15 protein-coding genes are annotated in these 17,642 nt (G+C 64.4%); 8 read left to right on the top strand and 7 right to left on the bottom strand.

The window, feature by feature from the left end; translation table 11 throughout:
• Window positions 1-359: 359 nt before the first annotated feature.
• From PST29_RS22995 to gap, 7 genes are all read right to left on the bottom strand, one after another.
• Window positions 360-773: a YbaN family protein gene (locus PST29_RS22995; protein WP_060845171.1), complete on the bottom strand. Its 414-nt coding sequence runs from the start codon at window positions 771-773 to the stop codon at window positions 360-362.
• A gap of 116 nt (window positions 774-889) precedes the next feature.
• A complete protein-coding gene (locus PST29_RS22990; protein WP_060844427.1) occupies window positions 890-1,498 on the bottom strand; it encodes a biliverdin-producing heme oxygenase in 609 nt (202 codons plus the stop codon).
• Window positions 1,499-1,610: 112 nt separating this feature from the next.
• A complete protein-coding gene (locus PST29_RS22985) occupies window positions 1,611-4,229 on the bottom strand; it encodes a TonB-dependent receptor (protein ID WP_060840690.1) in 2,619 nt (872 codons plus the stop codon).
• 122 nt (window positions 4,230-4,351) lie between these two features.
• Window positions 4,352-5,320: a FecR family protein gene (locus tag PST29_RS22980; RefSeq protein ID WP_060844426.1), complete on the bottom strand. Its 969-nt coding sequence runs from the start codon at window positions 5,318-5,320 to the stop codon at window positions 4,352-4,354.
• 113 nt (window positions 5,321-5,433) lie between these two features.
• Window positions 5,434-5,952 (bottom strand): RNA polymerase sigma factor, encoded by a 519-nt coding sequence (locus tag PST29_RS22975; protein ID WP_060844425.1) that lies wholly within the window; start codon window positions 5,950-5,952, stop codon window positions 5,434-5,436.
• Between the two features lie 73 nt (window positions 5,953-6,025).
• The gene (locus tag PST29_RS22970; protein WP_060844424.1) at window positions 6,026-6,490 is read right to left on the bottom strand and encodes a methylglyoxal synthase; all 465 of its coding nucleotides are present in this window, start codon (window positions 6,488-6,490) and stop codon (window positions 6,026-6,028) included.
• 15 nt (window positions 6,491-6,505) lie between these two features.
• On the bottom strand, window positions 6,506-7,510 hold the full coding sequence (gene gap, locus PST29_RS22965; protein ID WP_060844423.1) for a type I glyceraldehyde-3-phosphate dehydrogenase: 1,005 nt from the start codon (window positions 7,508-7,510) through the stop codon (window positions 6,506-6,508).
• 223 nt (window positions 7,511-7,733) lie between these two features.
• On the opposite strand from gap, the gene edd reads away from it, so the two are divergent.
• The 8 genes from edd (at window position 7,734) to PST29_RS22925 (ending at window position 17,641) form a co-directional block, all read left to right on the top strand.
• Window positions 7,734-9,560, top strand: coding sequence for a phosphogluconate dehydratase (gene edd, locus PST29_RS22960; RefSeq protein ID WP_060844422.1), 1,827 nt, complete (start codon window positions 7,734-7,736; stop codon window positions 9,558-9,560).
• A complete protein-coding gene (locus PST29_RS22955) occupies window positions 9,557-10,513 on the top strand; it encodes a glucokinase (RefSeq protein ID WP_060844421.1) in 957 nt (318 codons plus the stop codon). The genes edd and PST29_RS22955 overlap by 4 nt, the downstream gene beginning before the upstream one ends.
• A 108-nt stretch (window positions 10,514-10,621) precedes the next feature.
• Window positions 10,622-11,353, top strand: a complete 732-nt coding sequence (locus PST29_RS22950; protein ID WP_060840683.1) for a response regulator — start codon at window positions 10,622-10,624, stop codon at window positions 11,351-11,353.
• A complete protein-coding gene (locus PST29_RS22945) occupies window positions 11,343-12,812 on the top strand; it encodes an ATP-binding protein (protein WP_060840682.1) in 1,470 nt (489 codons plus the stop codon). Before PST29_RS22950 ends, PST29_RS22945 begins: the two co-directional genes overlap by 11 nt.
• Window positions 12,813-13,038: 226 nt before the next feature.
• On the top strand, window positions 13,039-14,298 hold the full coding sequence (locus PST29_RS22940) for a D-mannose isomerase (protein WP_060844420.1): 1,260 nt from the start codon (window positions 13,039-13,041) through the stop codon (window positions 14,296-14,298).
• Window positions 14,299-14,414: 116 nt separating this feature from the next.
• Complete coding sequence (locus PST29_RS22935) at window positions 14,415-15,707, top strand: ABC transporter substrate-binding protein (RefSeq protein WP_060840680.1); 1,293 nt, start codon at window positions 14,415-14,417, stop codon at window positions 15,705-15,707.
• A gap of 187 nt (window positions 15,708-15,894) precedes the next feature.
• Entirely contained in the window at window positions 15,895-16,803 is a 909-nt protein-coding gene (locus PST29_RS22930) for a carbohydrate ABC transporter permease (RefSeq protein WP_060840679.1), read from the top strand.
• Window positions 16,796-17,641: a carbohydrate ABC transporter permease gene (locus PST29_RS22925; RefSeq protein ID WP_019094567.1), complete on the top strand. Its 846-nt coding sequence runs from the start codon at window positions 16,796-16,798 to the stop codon at window positions 17,639-17,641. Before PST29_RS22930 ends, PST29_RS22925 begins: the two co-directional genes overlap by 8 nt.
• Window position 17,642 lies beyond the last annotated feature (1 nt).

Genomic DNA, 17,642 nt, shown 5'->3' with positions numbered 1-17,642 from the left:
TGGAGGTGTTGACCAGCTGATTGTTCTGCTGGCTCTGGTACAGATTCATGCCGACGATCAGCGCCACCACGCCCAACAGACACAGCCCGGACAGCAGCACGATTTTCAGGCGGATGGAGAGAGAGTCGAACATGGGGCGATCTCGCAATAGGTCGGATGGAAAGCACAAAGCCGGCTGGGTCGGATCGCCAAGTCCATTCAGCGCCATGCCCGAAACATCGGCTTGGCGGGCGTTTGCGTGAGTTTTTGCCGACGAACGGTAGGGTCGTTGCGGCGCCCCGCAGTCGCGGGCTTGCCGGCGAGGCGAGTGGCGAAGGGGAATGCCAGTGCGCAGGGCACCTTTGCCGGCCAGCAGGCTTCTACAGGGGCGGGGTGCAGGGTTGCGGCAGGGCTTCGGGGCGCGACCAGATCCACAGGTTGCCCAGGGCCATGCCGGCAATGGCGGCGTACATCGTCCAGTGATGGTTGAGCAGGGTCAGCATCAGGACGGCACAAAGCAGCATGCTGAGGGTGGCGCTGATCTTGGCTTTGCGGCTGACGATCCGGCCGTTGCGCCAGTTGCAGAGGATCGGGCCGAACAGGCGATGGTTCTCCATCCAGGCGCTGAGGCGGGGCGAGCTCTTGGTGGCGGCCCAGGCGGCCAGGAGGATGAACTCGGTGGTCGGCAAGCCCGGTACGACGATGGCGATCAGGCCGATGGCCAGGCTGACATAGGCCAGCGCGCCGAACAGCAGGCGGGAAATCTTCGACGAGGAGGGGCGAGTGGGGGTCATGGCTTCGATGATGAGGTAACGCGCCTTGCGGCTCAATCCGGAGAGCACGCCGGCCGACAAAATACCGTTGCGGGCCCGCGGCACGGACGCTGGCCGCGGGCCCGCAACGACGGGGGTCAGGCGGGTTGTGCGGCGCTGGAGTAAGCCTGTTCCAGCAACACGGTGAAGCGGTTGAAGGCATCCAGCGCGCCTTTTTCCGCCGCCGCTTCTTCTTCGGCGGTGAATTCCAGGCCGTCGAGGATGCGGGTGAAGGTCTTCCAGCCTTCGGCGCGGCCACCGGCCGGCTCGCCCAGGTGCCGGGCGCCGAAGGTTTCGCTCAGGCCCAGGCCCACGGCGCGCTTGATCAGGAACGCGGCGCCGAGCTTGGAACCCTCGGAAACGAAGATCCAGCCCAGGGCTTCGGCCTTGCTCGGGTTGCGCACTGCACCGGCCACCGCTGCTGGCACTTCAGTGTCCAGGTCCGCGAGGTCGGCCTTGGCCGCTTCGGCGCGGCAGCGCTCGGCCAGGTCAGGCACGATGCGGTTCAGTTCGGCATCGTTGTACAAGTCCACCAGTTCCGACTGGAACAGGTATTGGGCGACCACGAAGCGGGCGAAGGCACCCTGGGTCTCGAACGGTGCGTGCGCCTTGACCAGGGCGTCGAGCTTGGCATGGGGTTCGTGGGTGATCTGGTTCAGACGCTGGGAACGCAGGTGATGACGCTGGGAGGAATCCTGGGGGCTCATGCAGATGTCCTTGAGAATGAGAGGCACTTAGTAACTAGACGAACAAGAAGACGCGACACCGTAAAAAATCCTCACTGCCCCGATTGAAAAAGGACAGTGAGGCGCTTTGGCGTCAGATATCCCAGACCAGGTTGACCGAGAAGTTGCGGCCCGGCTGGGTCAGGCGGTCGAGGTTGGCAGGAGCGGTTTGCCCGGCCTCGCCGACGCTGTCGTAGCCGCGCACGTCGTCCCAGTTCCAGTATTTCTTGTCGGTCAGGTTGTACAGGCCGGCATTCAGGGTCAGGTCGTCGGTGACCTTGTAGAAGCCGCTGAGGTCGAGGATGCCGTAGCCCGGGGTCTTGAACTGGCCGCTGGTGGTGCGGCCATCCGGAGCCTTGAAGGTGCTGTTGTCGACCCGGTCCTTGCGCTTGACCAGGGTCCAGCTCAGCAGCGCGCCATAGTTGTCCTGGTCGTAGCCGAGGCCAAACACGCCCTTGAGCGGGTTGACGCTGTTGATCGGCTCGCCGTTGTCATTGTTGCGACCGTAGGCGTAGGCCACCGAGCCGAGGCTGTACAGGCCCTGTGGTGCACCGAAGGCGTCGAGGTTGAGACGGCCCCTGGCTTCGGCGCCCTTGATGGTGGCGTGCTTGATGTTGTTGCTCTGGATCACCGACTGCAGGGCGCCGGCGGTGATGGCGTCTTCGTTGATGAAGTCGCGGTACTGGTTGTAGAACACCGAGACATCGAAGGAGCCCGCGTCGAAATTGCCCCGCAGGCCGGTCTCATAACCTTTGCTGGTTTCCGGCTTGAGGTTGGAGTTGGGCTCGACGACATAGCCGGTGGCGAGGTTTTCAAAGCGGCCGTAGAGCGCCTTGGCCGACGGCGTGCGGAAGCCCTCGGAGTATTGGCCATAGGCGGTGTAGTGCTCGTCGAAGGCGTAGGTCAGGCCGAACTTGGGCGAAACCCGATGCCAGGTCTTCTTCTCACTGCTGACCGGATAGTTGCCGGTGGGGTTGGCGACATTGAGGAATTCCTGCGTCAGTTTCGGCTTGAGCTGGGTGTAGTCGTAGCGCAGGCCAGGGGTGAAGGTCCAGGCGTTCCAGCTGATCTGGTCCTGGGCGAACAGGCTGTAGGTGCTGACGGTGGGATCCGGGAAGTCGCTGGATTTTTTCACGCTGTCGCTGGCGCTCGGGCTTGGCGCGCCGATGGCGGTGCAACCTGCACCGACCTTCAGGCAGGTGGCGGTGCCATAGCGTGAGCCGGTGACTTTCTGTTGCTTGAGGGTGGTGCCGTAGGTCAGTTGATGCTCGGTTTCACCGAGGGTGAAAGCCTTGTCCAGTTGCGCGTCCAGTACCCACTGTTTTTCCTGGTACAGGGTTTGCCGCTCCCGCAGCACGTCACGGGCGTTGGGGGAAAACGCCGAGACCGGGTTGTAGCGCTCGGAAGTGCTCTGGTCGGTCTTGGCGATCTGGTAGTTCAGGCTCCACTTGATCTGGTCGGCGATCGGCGATTGCACGGCGAAGCTGTTTTCCAGGCCGAAGCGCTCACGGGTGATGGTGTCGTTGCCGACACGGGAGCGATACCAGTTCTGACCGACGCCATTGAGAAACAGGCCGCCTACCGCGCTTTTCTGGTTGGTGTCGCGGTCATCCTTGTACTTTTCGTAGGTCAGGCCCAGGCGAGCATCCGGGGCATAGTTCCAGCCGAGCTTGGCCAGGACGTTGGTGGTGCGGGCGTCTTCCGGGTTGGCGGCGGTGCGGTCGAGGCCGGTGCCGTTGTTGCTGCCGTAGGACTCGGTTTCGTGGCCGTCACGCCGGCTCAGGTGCAACAGGGCATCGAAGTCGCTGGCCCGTCCGGCCACGGTGGCGGACTTCAGCCAGCTTTCGTCAGCCGAGCTGTAGCCGGTCTTCAGGCGCGCGCCGACGTCCTGGCCGGGCTTGATGATGTCGTCGGCGTCCAGGGTGTAGTAGCTGACGGCACCACCGATGGCGCTGCTGCCGTAGAGCACCGAGGCCGGGCCGCGGAGGATTTCCACGCGCTTGACGATTTCCGGGTCGACGTAGTTGCGGTTGGTCTTGGCATAGGGACCGCTGAAGAAGTGATCCGGTACTTCCACGCCATCGACCTGGGTGAGAATCCGGTCGCTGTCGATGCCGCGAATGTTGTAGCCGCTGATGCCCGCGCGCTGGCCCGCACCGCCGACGGAAACCCCGGGCTCGTAGCGCACCAGCTCCTTGATGGTGTTGACGTTCTGGCGGTCCAGTTCTTCCCGGGTTTGCACGCTCACGGTGCTGGGCACCGAATGGATGTCCTGTTCCTGGCGGGTGGCGCTGACGGTCACTTGCTGCAGGTTCACCGCATTGGCGGCGCTGCGCCGTTCCAGGACGATGTTGTGGTTGCCCAGCTTGCGGTAGCTCAGTTGGGTGCCGCCCAGCAGGCGCTCCAGGGCCTTTTCCGGGGGCAGCGAGCCGCGCACGCCCGGCGATGAAACCCCGCTGCCCAGCTCGGCCGGCAGCCCGACTTGCCAGCCGGTGACCGCGGTAAAGGCGTTGAGCGCCGATACCAGCGGTTGCTGGGCAATGGCGAAGTTGTAGTTGCCCATGCGCTGGCTGGAGGAGGCCGGGGCATCGGCGGCCATCACTGGCGTGGCTTGGGCGCCGGCCAGCAGGATCGCCGCGGTCAGCAGCGACAGGGTGCAGTGTTGCAGGCGGGCACAGGGAACAGAGGATCGGCTGTTGAGGCGAGGGGACATCGAGAGCGCTCCGGGTCGCACGAATCTTTTATAGGTGCAGATGCGCATTCAAAAATGCGAATCAGTTGCATTGGCTATAACGAGACGTACAACCCGGGGTGATCGCGTAAAAATAATTATTCTCAGTTGAGAATGACCAGTGCCGGGTATTCCGAGAGGCGTGCCGAGGTGATGTGGGCCAGGGAGCGCAGCACGTCCAGGGGCTGGTCCAGGCGGTAGTTGCCGGTGACCGCGATGTTCGCCAACCGCTCGTTGTTGTTGACGATCCAGCCCGGGTAATAGCGCCGCAGTTCCGCCAGCACCTGGCTCAGGGGGCAGTTCTCGAACACCAGGCGGCCGTCGATCCAGGCCAGGTCCTTGCCGGCATCGAGCCTGGCCGGCGGGTCGAAGCCTTCGGGGCCGACGCGAACGCTCTCGCCGGCGCTCAGGCGCATGCGCTGATCGGCGTGGGTGGCGCGCAGGTCGATGTCACCGCGCTGCACCTGGACCTGGGCGATGCCATCCAGGTAGCGCACGGCGAAGGCGGTGTCGGCCACGCTGGCCTTGACCGGGCCGGCATCCAGCTCCAGGGGCAGGCCCGGGGTGCCGGGGACCTCGAAGAAGGCTTCGCCCTGGTACAGCCGCGCCACGCGCTGGTGATCGTTGATCTGGCTGGAGAATGCCGAGTTGGTGTTGAGCAGCACCCTGGAGCCGTCTTCCAGTTGCAGGCGCTGGCGTTCGCCCACCAGAGTCAGGTGGTCGGCCTGCAGGCGCAGTGGCAGGTTGCTGAAGCTGAACAGCCCGAGCACCAGCACCGCGGCGACGGCCAAGGGTTTGTAGTGCGGGCGCAGGCGTGCCAGACGCGAGACTTTCGGCGGTGTTGCCAGGGTCAGTGCGCATTGCGCCACTGGCGCTCCGTCCCAGATCGCCCGGGCCTTTTCAAAGGCCTGGGCATTGAGCGGTGAAGCCGCCAGCCACTGATGAAACTGGCGCACTTGTTCCTCGTTCGGATGGTCCAGCTCGATCAGCCAATCCAGCGCCTGATCCATGGCAAGGGTGCTTGAGTGCGGGCCGGCGGGAGTGGGCGGCTCGGCGCTGTGAGAATCCGTCACGGGTGTTCCTCGGCTGCGTCTGTGCGCGGCTGTTTTTTCAAGAGAGAGCGAAAGCCGGCCAAGGTTAGCAAAGGCCTGGGGCTGACGCAGTCATTGTGCTTGGCGGTTGAGACTCACTGACCGTCGAGACGTTCGGCGACGCCGATGCAGATGGCCATGATCAATTTCAATTCCTTTTGTACCGTGCTCGGCGAAACCCCGAATTCGTCGGCGATCTGCTGATAGCTGTGGCCGTGCAAGCGGCTGAGGATAAAGATCTGCTGCTGGCGCGGGCTGAGCTGGCCGAGGCTGAGGTTCAGGCGTTCGAGCAATTGCTCGGCGTGGGCGGCGTCTTCGGCGCTGCTGACCGGGGCGGCGACGTTCTCCAGCACCTCGGCAGGCACGTCTTCGAGCAGGGTACGGCCCTGGATGCGCCGGGCCCTTAGATGGTCGAGGGCGAGGTTGCGCGCGGTCTGGAACACGAAGGGTTCCAGGTGAGTGATCGGCCGCTCGCTGAGGGCCCGGGTCACCCGCAGGTAGGTTTCCTGCAGCAGGTCTTCGGCGGTGCTGTGGTTGTTGACCATCCGCTCCAGGGTTCGCAGCAGGGAAATGCGTTGAGTGAGGAAGACGTGGTTGAAGTGCGATTGACTCACGGCAAGGCCTGATCCATTTTTTCAGCGGATGATAATGATTGTCATCTGCGTCAATGGTCAAGCCTTGCGTGAATTATCCCCGGCCGGCCAGGTAGGCCTGGTAGTCGGGAATCCGGTGCTCGTGGGCCTGGTTCATCAACGGACTGCTGAGCAGGTAGTCGGCGCTGCATTCGTTGCAGGCCACCGCAATGTTCCACACCGCCGCCACGCGCAGCAGGGCCTTGATGTCCGGATCGTGAGGCTGTGGCTCGAAGGGGTCCCAGAAGAACACCAGCAGGTCGACCCGTTGTTCGGCGATCTGCGCACCCAGTTGCTGATCGCCGCCCAGGGGGCCGCTGATCATGCTGTGCACCGGCAGCCCCAGGCGTTTGCTCAGCAGCAGCCCGGTGGTGCCGGTGGCCACCAGCTCATGTTCGGCCAGGCGTGATTTCTGCCGCTCGGCCCAGTCCAGCAGAAAGGCCTTGCAATGGTCATGGGCGACCAGGGCGATGCGCTTGCGCGCCGCCATGGTCTTTTGGGTAAAACTGATACCGATCATCGACGAATATCCGTTTTATTCCGCGTTGCACAGGGCCAGGCAGTTATCCAGCATGCGGTTGGAGAAGCCCCACTCGTTGTCGTACCAGGCCAGCACCTTGAGCAAGCGACCGCCGCTGACCTTGGTGTGGTTGGCGTCGAAGATCGACGACAGCGGGTTGTGGTTGAAGTCGCTGGAGACCAGCGGCAGGGTGTTGTAGCCGAGGATCTTCGAATGCTGGCTGGCACTCTTGAGCAGGGCGTTGACCTCTTCGGCGGTGGTGTCGCGCTTGAGGGTCACGGTCAGGTCCACCAGGGAGACGTTGATCACCGGCACGCGCACCGCCATGCCGGTCAGCTTGCCCGCCAGCTCCGGCAGCACCAGGCCCACGGCTTCGGCGGCGCCGGTCTTGCTCGGGATCATGTTCTGGGTGGCCGAACGGGCGCGGTACGGGTCGCTGTGGTAGACGTCGGTGAGGTTCTGGTCGTTGGTGTAGGCGTGGATGGTGGTCATCAGGCCGTTGTCGATGCCCAGCTCGCGGTGCAGCACCTGGGCCACCGGGGCCAGGCAGTTGGTGGTGCACGAGGCGTTGGAAATGATCTGGTGCGACTGGCGCAGGATGTCGTGGTTGACCCCGTAGACCACGGTGGCGTCGGCGCCCTTGGCCGGGGCCGAGATGATCACTTTGCGGGCGCCGGCAGTAAGATGGGCGGCGGCCTTGGCGCGGTCGGTGAACAGGCCGGTGCATTCGAAGACTACGTCGATCTTTTCCGCGGCCCAGGGCAGTTCGGCCGGGTTGCGGATGGCGCTGACGGCAATCCGGTCGCCATTGACGGTCAGGCTTTCCTGATCGTGCTGGACCTCGGCGTCGAAGGTGCCGTGGACGGTGTCGTACTTGAGCAGGTGGGCATTGATCGCGCTGTCCCCCAGATCGTTGATGGCGACGATCTGCAGATCCTGACGATAGCCTTGGGTATAGAGTGCGCGCAGGACGTTACGGCCAATACGGCCAAAACCGTTGATTGCGATTCGAAGAGTCATGTGCAAACGCCTGTCGTTGAATTTGTTGTTGGAATTACAAGATTATTCGCATAGAAATAGAAAACAAGCCTTTTTAGTGGCAATATTTTGTTTTATCTACAACGAGTGACCTGAATCAACTGGTCCAAATGGTCAGGAATGTCCTCCACTGTCCCTCGGTGGCGGGGCCTCTGATCAGCATAGACAAACAGGTCGCCACATCCGTTAGCCTGGAGTTCTACATATGCATCCCCGCGTTCTTGAGGTCACCGAACGGCTTATCGCTCGCAGTCGCGCCACTCGCCAGGCCTATCTGGCGTTGATTCGCGGTGCCGCCAGCGATGGTCCGCAGCGCGGCAAGCTGCAGTGCGCGAACTTCGCCCACGGCGTGGCCGGTTGCGGCGCCGAAGACAAGCACAGCCTGCGGATGATGAACGCGGCCAACGTGGCAATTGTTTCGTCATATAACGACATGTTGTCGGCCCACCAGCCTTACGAGCACTTTCCCGAGCAGATCAAGAAAGCCCTGCGCGAGATCGGTTCGGTAGGGCAGTTCGCCGGCGGCACCCCGGCCATGTGCGATGGCGTGACCCAGGGCGAGGCCGGCATGGAACTGAGCCTGCCGAGCCGCGAGGTGATCGCGTTGTCCACGGCCGTGGCCCTGTCCCACAACATGTTCGATGCCGCGCTGATGCTGGGGATCTGCGACAAGATCGTGCCGGGCCTGATGATGGGCGCCCTGCGCTTTGGTCATCTGCCGATGGTCTTCGTCCCGGGCGGGCCGATGGTGTCGGGGATCTCCAACAAGCAGAAGGCCGATGTGCGCCAGCGCTATGCCGAAGGCAAGGCCAGCCGCGAGGAACTGCTGGAGTCGGAAATGAAGTCCTACCACAGCCCCGGCACCTGCACCTTCTATGGCACCGCCAACACCAACCAGTTGCTGATGGAAGTCATGGGCCTGCACCTGCCCGGCGCCTCCTTCGTCAACCCCAACACGCCACTGCGCGACGCCCTGACCCATGAGGCGGCGCAGCAGGTCACGCGCCTGACCAAGCAGAGCGGCAACTTCATGCCCATCGGCGAGATCGTCGACGAGCGTTGCCTGGTCAATTCCATCGTCGCCCTGCACGCCACCGGCGGTTCCACCAACCACACCCTGCACATGCCGGCCATCGCCCAGGCGGCGGGCATCCAGCTGACCTGGCAGGACATGGCCGACCTGTCCGAGGTGGTGCCGACCCTGTCCCACGTCTATCCCAACGGCAAGGCCGACATCAACCACTTCCAGGCCGCGGGGGGCATGTCGTTCCTGATCCGCGAGCTGCTGGAAGCCGGCCTGCTGCATGAAGACGTCAACACCGTGGCCGGCCCCGGCCTGAGCCGCTACACCCAGGAGCCGTTCCTCGACAACGGCAAGCTGGTGTGGCGCGACGGTCCGATCGAGAGCCTCGACGAAAACATCCTGCGGCCGGTGGCCCGGGCGTTCTCCCCGGAAGGCGGCTTGCGGGTCATGGAAGGCAATCTGGGCCGCGGAGTGATGAAAGTGTCCGCCGTGGCGCCCGAACATCAGATCGTCGAAGCCCCGGCGGTGGTGTTCCAGGACCAGCAGGACCTGGCCGATGCGTTCAAGGCCGGCCTGCTGGAGAAGGACTTCGTCGCGGTGATGCGGTTCCAGGGCCCGCGCTCCAACGGCATGCCCGAGCTGCACAAGATGACCCCGTTCCTCGGGGTGCTGCAGGACCGTGGCTTCAAGGTGGCGCTGGTCACCGATGGACGTATGTCCGGTGCCTCGGGCAAGATTCCGGCGGCGATTCATGTCAGCCCCGAAGCCCAGGTCGGCGGTGCGCTGGCCCGGGTGCTGGACGGCGACATCATTCGCGTGGACGGGGTCAAGGGCACCCTGGAGCTCAAGGTCGACGCCGCCGAATTCGCCGCCCGGGAACCGGCCAAGGGGCTGCTGGGCAACAACGTCGGCACCGGCCGCGAACTCTTCGCTTTCATGCGCATGGCCTTCAGCTCGGCAGAGCAGGGCGCCAGCGCCTTTACCTCTGCACTGGAGACGCTTAATTGAAACTGGCCCTGGTCGGTGACATCGGTGGGACCAACGCGCGGTTCGCGTTGTGGAAGGATCAGCAGCTGGACGCGATCCAGGTGCTGGCAACGGCGGACTATCGCTGCCCGGAAGACGCCATCCAGGCCTATCTGCACGCCCAGGGCCTGGCCCCGGGCGCCATCGGCTCGGTGTGCCTGTCGGTGGCCGGTCCGGTCAGTGGCGATGAGTTTCGATTCACCAACAACCACTGGCGCCTGAGCCGCCAGGCGTTCTGCCAGGCCCTGCAAGTGGAGCGGCTGTTGCTGGTCAACGACTTCTCTGCCATGGCCCTGGGCATGACCCGTCTGCAGCCCGATGAGTTTCGCGTGGTCTGCGAAGGCGTTGCCGAGCCCTTGCGTCCGGCGGTGGTGATCGGCCCGGGCACCGGCCTCGGCGTCGGCACCCTGTTGAACTTCGGCGACGGCCGCTACATGGCCCTGCCGGGGGAGGGCGGCCATGTCGACCTGCCCCTGGGCAGTGCGCGGGAAACCCAGCTCTGGCAACACATCCACGCCGAGATCGGCCATGTCAGCGCCGAGACTGCCTTGAGCGGCGGTGGATTGCCCCGGGTGTACCGGGCGATCTGCGCGGTGGACGGTCATGAACCGCGTTTGCACACCCCGGAAGCCATCACGGCGGCCGGCCTGGCCGGTGATCCGATTGCCCGGGAAGTGCTGGAGCAGTTCTGCTGCTGGCTGGGGCGGGTGGCGGGTAACAACGTCCTGACCACGGGCGCGCGGGGTGGGGTGTATATCGTCGGCGGGGTGATTCCGCGTTTCGCCGATTTCTTCATCCACAGCGGTTTTGCCAGAAGCTTTGCCGACAAGGGCTGCATGAGCGATTACTTCAAGGGCATCCCGGTGTGGCTGGTGACTGCGCCGTACTCCGGGCTGACCGGTGCCGGCGTGGCCCTGGAGCAGGCCCAGGGCTGACACCGAGCAGCATGGGCGCAGGATCCGGCTTGCCGGCGAAGAGGCGGTAACAGGCCTCCCGCCATCAGGCATAATCGCGCTCCCTGCCCAACAATGAGGACGGCCCCGGTGAGTTCAGTCAGTAAGTCGATCTTGTTGGTTGACGACGATCAGGAAATTCGCGAGCTGCTGGAAACCTACCTCAGCCGTTGCGGTTTCCAGGTGCGCACGACCGCCGATGGCGCCGGTTTTCGTCAGGCCCTGAACGAGGCGCCCAGCGACCTGGTGATCCTCGACGTGATGCTGCCCGACGAAGACGGCTTCAGCCTGTGCCGCTGGATTCGCCAGCACCCGCGGCGCAGCCAGGTGCCGATCATCATGCTCACCGCCAGCTCCGACGAAGCCGACCGGGTCATCGGCCTGGAGCTGGGGGCCGACGACTACCTGGGCAAGCCCTTCAGCCCCCGGGAGTTGCAGGCGCGGATCAAGGCGCTGCTGCGCCGCGTGCAGTTCGCCCAGGAGCGGGTCGCCGGTGAAGTATTGTGCTTCGACGAATGGCGCCTGGATGTGATCAGTCACCGGCTGTTCCACAACGACGGCGAGGAGGTGATTCTCTCCGGTGCCGACTTCGCCCTGCTCAAGCTGTTCCTCGACCATCCCCAGGAAATCCTCGACCGCGACACCATCGGCAATGCTACCCGCGGGCGCGACCTGATGCCCCTGGACCGCATCGTCGACATGGCGGTCAGCCGCCTGCGCCAGCGCCTGCGGGACACCGAAAAGCCGCCGCGGCTGATCCGCACCGTGCGTGGCAGCGGCTATCAGTTGGCAGCCAATGTGGTTGCCGGCAATGCTCTCTGAGGCATTGCGCGGTCTGCTGCGGCGGGTGCCGGTGCCCCGTTCCCTGCTGGGGCGCATGCTGCTGTTGACCTTGCTCGCGGTGTTGTTCGCCCAGGCGCTGTCCAGCGTGATCTGGGTTTCGCAGTTGCGCGCCACCCAGCTCGAAGGCCTGGTGACCAGCGCCCGCAGCCTGGCCCATTCGATGACCGCCAGCGTCAGCTACCTGCGTTCGTTGCCGGTGGCGTACCGGCCCCTGGTGCTGGACCAGTTGCGCAGCATGGGCGGCACCCGATTTGTCGTGACCCTCAATGACAAGCCCCTGGGCATGCAGGTGCTGCCCGCCACCCCACGCAAGGAAGCGGTGCTGCAAGCGGTGGAACAGGTGCTGCGCCAGTCCCTGGGCAATGACGCGGATATCTCGGTGACCTTTGTCAGCCCCGATGACCTGCGGATCTTCAATGGCGGCCTCAAGCTCGACGAGTTGCCCCGCTCCTGGGCCCACTACGCCCTGACCCTGGAGCCGGTGAATCCGCCGGTGCTGGTGACCCAGATCCAGATGGCCCCGGGGGAATGGCTGTACATCGCCTCGCTCTTGCCCGAGCCCTACACCAGCCTCGAAGAGCAGGGCCTGCCGGCGCAGCAGGTGTGGTTCATCCTGCTCACCAGCGGGTTTCTGCTGCTGTTCATCGGCCTCTTGGTGCACTGGCAGAGCCGGCCCCTCAAGCGCCTGGCCCGGGCCGCGCGGGACATGTCCCTGGGCGCCGACGTCGAGCCGGTGGCGGAGGGCGGCGGCAGTGAAGTGGTGGAAGTGGGGCGGGCCTTCAACAGCATGCGCGAACGCATCAGCCGCTACCTGACCGAGCGCAGCCAGCTGTTCAGTGCCATCTCCCACGACCTGCGCACCCCCATCACCCGCCTGCGCCTGCGGGTCGAGCTGCTGGAGGACGAGCAACTGCAAGCCAAGTTCGGCCGCGACCTGGACGAACTGGAACTGCTGGTCAAGGGCGCGTTGCAATGCGTCAAGGACACCGACATCCACGAGAACATCGAGCCAGTGGATCTCAACCAGGTGCTCGATTGCCTGGTGGAGCCTTACCTGGCGCCCCACGGCAATGGCCGGGTAACCCAGCAGGGGCGGGCGCTGGCCAGTTACCCGGGCAAGCCCCTGGCGCTCAAGCGCTGCATGGGCAACCTGATCGACAACGCCCTGAAGTACGGGCAGAACGCCCACCTGTACATCGAAGACGACGACAACGGCTTTGTCCTGCATGTCGACGACGAAGGCCCGGGTGTGCCGGAGCAGCGCCTGGAGCAGGTGTTCGAGCCGCATTTTCGCCTGGCCGGCCAGCAGCAGGGCTACGGCCTGGGCCTGGGCATCGCGCGCAACATCGCCCACAGCCATGGCGGCGAAGTCAGCCTGCAGAACCTGCGTGAAGGCGGCCTGCGGGTGACCCTGTACCTGCCCCGGACCTTCGACTGAGCGGCTGGTCTGGGCAGACGCTGACTTGTGCAGGAGCTGGCTTGCCAGCGAAGGCGTTCCCAAGGGCACTGCAGGACTCAAGGGCCTCTTCGCCGGCAAGCCGGCTCCTACGGGTGGAGTCGCGCAATGTCACGGTTTGGTGACATTGTGCTGGCCCTTCGTTACCTGCGGTTGCGAGCGGCTTGATTAGACTCAAGCCTTCGATAAAAACAACAACAGGCCCCTCATGGACTCTCTCCCCCTGCCGCTGCGCAGTTGGCTGAACGCGCCCGCTCACCATTCCTGGCTCGCCGCCGAAGGCCTGCGCCTGCTGGATTTCGCCAAGGCTTCACGACTCGCCGAAGGCTTCGGCAACCTCGATGCCCAGGGCCGCCTGCCCGAAGGCGCCCAAGCCGAAACCATGAACACCGCGCGCATGACCCACAGCTTTGCCATGGCGCATGTCCAGGGCTTGCCGGGTTATGCCGGGCTGGTGGATCACGGTATCGCCGCGCTCATGGGGCCGTTGCGCGATGCCGAGCACGGCGGCTGGTTCGCCGTTGCCGGGCAGGCGGACGGCAACAGCACCAAGGCCGCCTACCTGCACGCCTTTGTCGCCCTGGCCGCCAGCTCCGCGGTGGTGGCGCAGCGGCCGGGTGCCCAGGCCCTGCTTGAGGAGGCGATCCGGATCATCGACGGGCATTTCTGGAGCGAGGAGGAGGGCGCCATGCTCGAGTCCTTCAATCGCGACTGGAGCGAGCCGGAAGCCTATCGCGGCGCCAACAGCAACATGCACGCCACCGAGGCCTTTCTGGCCCTGGCCGATGTCACCCAGGACCCGCGCTGGCTCAACCGCGCCCTGCGCATCGTCGAGCGGGTGATCCATCAGCACGCCGCCGCCAACGACTTCATGGTGATCGAGCATTTCGACTGTGACTGGCTGCCCCTGCGCGACTACAACCGGGCCTTTCCCGCCGATGGTTTCCGTCCCTTCGGCACCACGCCGGGCCACGGTTTCGAATGGGCGCGCCTGCTCTTGCACCTGGAGGCGTCGCGCGGCCTGGCCGGGATGCTGACCCCGGGCTGGCTGGCGCTGGATGCGCAGCACCTGTTCGCGAGCAACTGCCGCCACGGCTGGGACGTGGACGGTGCCCCGGGCATTGTCTACACCCTGGATTGGGACAACCGGCCGGTGGTGCGCCAGCGCCTGCACTGGACCCATGCCGAGGCCAGCGCCGCCGCCAGCGCCTTGCTCAAGCGCACTGGCGAGCAGCAGTACGAGGTCTGGTACCGGCGTTTCTGGGAGTTCTGCGAAGGGTATTTCATCGATCGCCAACAGGGCAGCTGGCATCACGAACTGGGCCGCGACAATCGCCCGGCCGCCGAGATCTGGGGCGGCAAGCCGGACCTCTATCACGCCTGGCAAGCGGTGCTGATTCCGCGCCTGCCGCTGGCGCCGAGCATGGCTTCGGCTTTGGCCCAGGCGTCTGTTCCGGGCCTTGTGTAACCATGTCGTGACATTTCACCGTCGCTTCGTTACCCGAACGTTCGACTAGGCTGTTTAGACTCGTGTGCAGCGCAAGCACCAGACTTGCATGCATAACAACAAGAAAGGTACTTCAAATGAATGCGATTTCTCGCCTCGCCACTGTCATTTCCCTTGCCTCTCTGTTTCCCCTGAGTGCCCTCGCCGCTGACTCCAAAGGTTCCGTGGAAGTTGTCCACTGGTGGACTTCGGGTGGCGAAAAAGCCGCCGTCGATGTGCTCAAGGCCCAAGTGGAAAAAGACGGTTTCACCTGGAAGGACGGCGCCGTGGCCGGTGGTGGCGGCTCCACCGCAATGACCGTGCTGAAAAGCCGCGCCGTGGCCGGTAACCCGCCGGGCGTCGCCCAGATCAAGGGCCCGGACATCCAGGAATGGGGCAGCACCGGCCTGCTCAGCACCGACACCCTCAAGGACGTGGCCAAGGCGGAAAACTGGGACGGCCTGCTGTCGTCCAAGGTGGCCAACACCGTCAAGTACGAAGGTGACTACGTCGCCGTGCCGGTGAACATCCACCGGGTCAACTGGCTGTGGATCAACCCGCAAGTGTTCAAGAAGGCCGGGATCGACAAGGCCCCGACCACCCTCGAAGAGTTCTATGCCGCCGGCGACAAGCTCAAGGCCGCGGGCTTCATCGCCCTGGCCCACGGTGGCCAGCCGTGGCAGGACAGCACCGTGTTCGAAGACGTGGTGCTCTCGGTCATGGGCCCTGAAGGCTACAAGAAAGCCCTGGTGGACCTGGACCAGAAGACCCTCGCCGGCCCGGAAATGGTCAAGGCCTTCGCCGAGCTGAAGAAGATCACCGGCTACATGGACCCCAACCGCGCCGGGCGTGACTGGAACATCGCCGCCGCCGACGTGATCGGCGGCAAGGCCGGCATGCAGATGATGGGCGACTGGGCCAAGAGCGAGTGGACCGCGGCGAAGAAGATCGCCGGCAAGGACTACCAGTGCGTGCCGTTCCCGGGCACCGACAAGGCCTTCACCTACAACATCGACTCCCTGGCGGTGTTCAAGCTCAAGGCCGATCGCAAGGGTGACATCGCCGCTCAGCAGGACCTGGCCAAGGTGGCGCTGGGCAAGGACTTCCAGAAGGTCTTCAGCATCAACAAGGGCTCGATCCCGGTGCGTACCGACATGCTCAATGACATGAGCGCCGAGGGCTTCGACTCCTGTGCCCAGGCCTCGGCCAAGGACTTCCTGGCGGACGAGAAGACCGGCGGCCTGCAGCCAAGCATGGCGCACAACATGGCCACTTCCCTGGCGGTGCAGGGCGCGATCTTCGACGTGGTCACCAACTTCATGAACGACAAGGATGCGGACCCGGCCAAGGCCAGTGCGCAACTGGCCTCGGCGGTCAAGGCCGCGCAGTAACTGCGCACGCCGCAGCCCTGTCTGCGGCGATTTATCTGACGATGCTTCCCCCCTTCTGTAGGAGCGAGCTTGCTCGCGATGACGGCCTGACATTCACCCTGGGAGTCGACGGCTGGATCGCTATCGCGAGCAAGCTCGCTCCTACAGAGGGCGCGTCGGACTTCATTCCTTCAACCGGGTTATTGCGATGAGCTCTGTGGCGGTTTTCAGCAAGGCCTCACCCCTGGACGCATTGCAGCGCTGGCTGCCCAAGCTGGTGCTGGCGCCAAGCATGGTGATCGTGCTGGTGGGGTTCTACGGTTACATCATCTGGACGTTCATTCTGTCCTTTACCAATTCCAGCTTCATGCCGAGCTACAAGTGGGTCGGCCTGCAGCAGTACCTGCGGCTGATGGACAACGACCGCTGGTGGGTGGCGAGCAAGAACCTCGCGCTGTTCGGCGGCATGTTCATCGCCATCAGCCTGGTGCTGGGGGTGTTCCTGGCGGTGCTGCTGGACCAGCGCATCCGCAAGGAAGGCTTCATCCGCACCGTGTACCTCTATCCCATGGCGCTGTCGATGATCGTCACCGGCACCGCCTGGAAGTGGCTGCTCAACCCCGGCCTGGGCCTGGACAAGATGCTCCGCGACTGGGGCTGGGAGGGCTTTCGCCTGGACTGGCTGGTGGATCAGGACCGGGTGGTCTACTGCCTGGTGATCGCCGCCGTGTGGCAGGCCTCGGGCTTTGTCATGGCGATGTTCCTCGCCGGTCTGCGCGGTGTTGACCAGTCGATCATCCGCGCCGCCCAGGTCGACGGCGCGAGCCTGCCGACCATCTACCTGAAGATCGTTCTGCCGAGCCTGCGCCCGGTGTTCTTCAGCGCCTTCATGATCCTCGCCCACATTGCCATCAAGAGCTTCGACCTGGTGGCGGCAATGACTGCGGGCGGCCCGGGCTACTCCTCCGACCTGCCGGCGATGTTCATGTATTCCTTCACCTTCAGCCGGGGCCAGATGGGCATCGGTTCGGCCAGCGCCATGCTGATGCTCGGTGCCGTGCTGACCATCCTGGTGCCGTACCTGTACTCCGAACTGCGAGGCAAGCGCCATGACTAACTCCCTCGCCAAGCCGACCCTGAACTTCAGCCGGATCGCCATCTACGCCACCTTGCTGCTGGCGGCGGCGGTGTACCTGATTCCCCTGGTGGTGATGCTGCTGACCAGCTTCAAGACCCCGGAAGACATCCGCACCGGCAACCTGCTGAGCTGGCCCCAGGTGGTGGACGGCATTGGCTGGATCAAGGCCTGGGACACCGTAGGCGGCTACTTCTGGAACTCGGTGAAGATCACCGTGCCGGCGGTGCTGATCTCCACCTTCATCGGTGCAATGAACGGCTACGTGCTGTCGATGTGGCGCTTTCGCGGCTCCCAGCTGTTCTTCGGCCTGCTGCTGTTCGGCTGCTTCCTGCCGTTCCAGACCGTGCTGCTGCCGGCCTCGTTCACCCTCGGCAAGTTCGGCCTGGCCAATACCACCACCGGCCTGGTGCTGGTGCACGTGGTCTACGGCCTGGCCTTCACCACGCTGTTTTTCCGCAACTACTACGTGAGTGTGCCGGATGCCCTGGTCAAGGCGGCGCGCCTGGACGGCGCGGGGTTCTTCACCATCTTCGGCAAGATCCTGCTGCCGATGTCGGTGCCGATCATCATGGTCTGCCTGATCTGGCAGTTCACCCAGATCTGGAACGACTTCCTGTTCGGCGTGGTGTTTGCCAGCGGCGACGCACAACCGATCACCGTGGCCCTGAACAACCTGGTCAACACCAGCACCGGGGCCAAGGAATACAACGTTGATATGGCGGCGGCGATGATCGCCGGGCTGCCGACACTGCTGGTCTACATCTTCGCCGGCAAGTATTTCCTGCGCGGGCTGACGTCCGGCGCAGTCAAGGGGTAAA

Origin of the sequence: Pseudomonas sp. St29 (assembly GCF_001547915.1) — a bacterium.
Taxonomy (GTDB): domain Bacteria; phylum Pseudomonadota; class Gammaproteobacteria; order Pseudomonadales; family Pseudomonadaceae; genus Aquipseudomonas.
The sequence above is the reverse complement of the archived record's forward strand: the minus strand, read 5'-3'. Positions and strand labels throughout refer to the sequence as shown.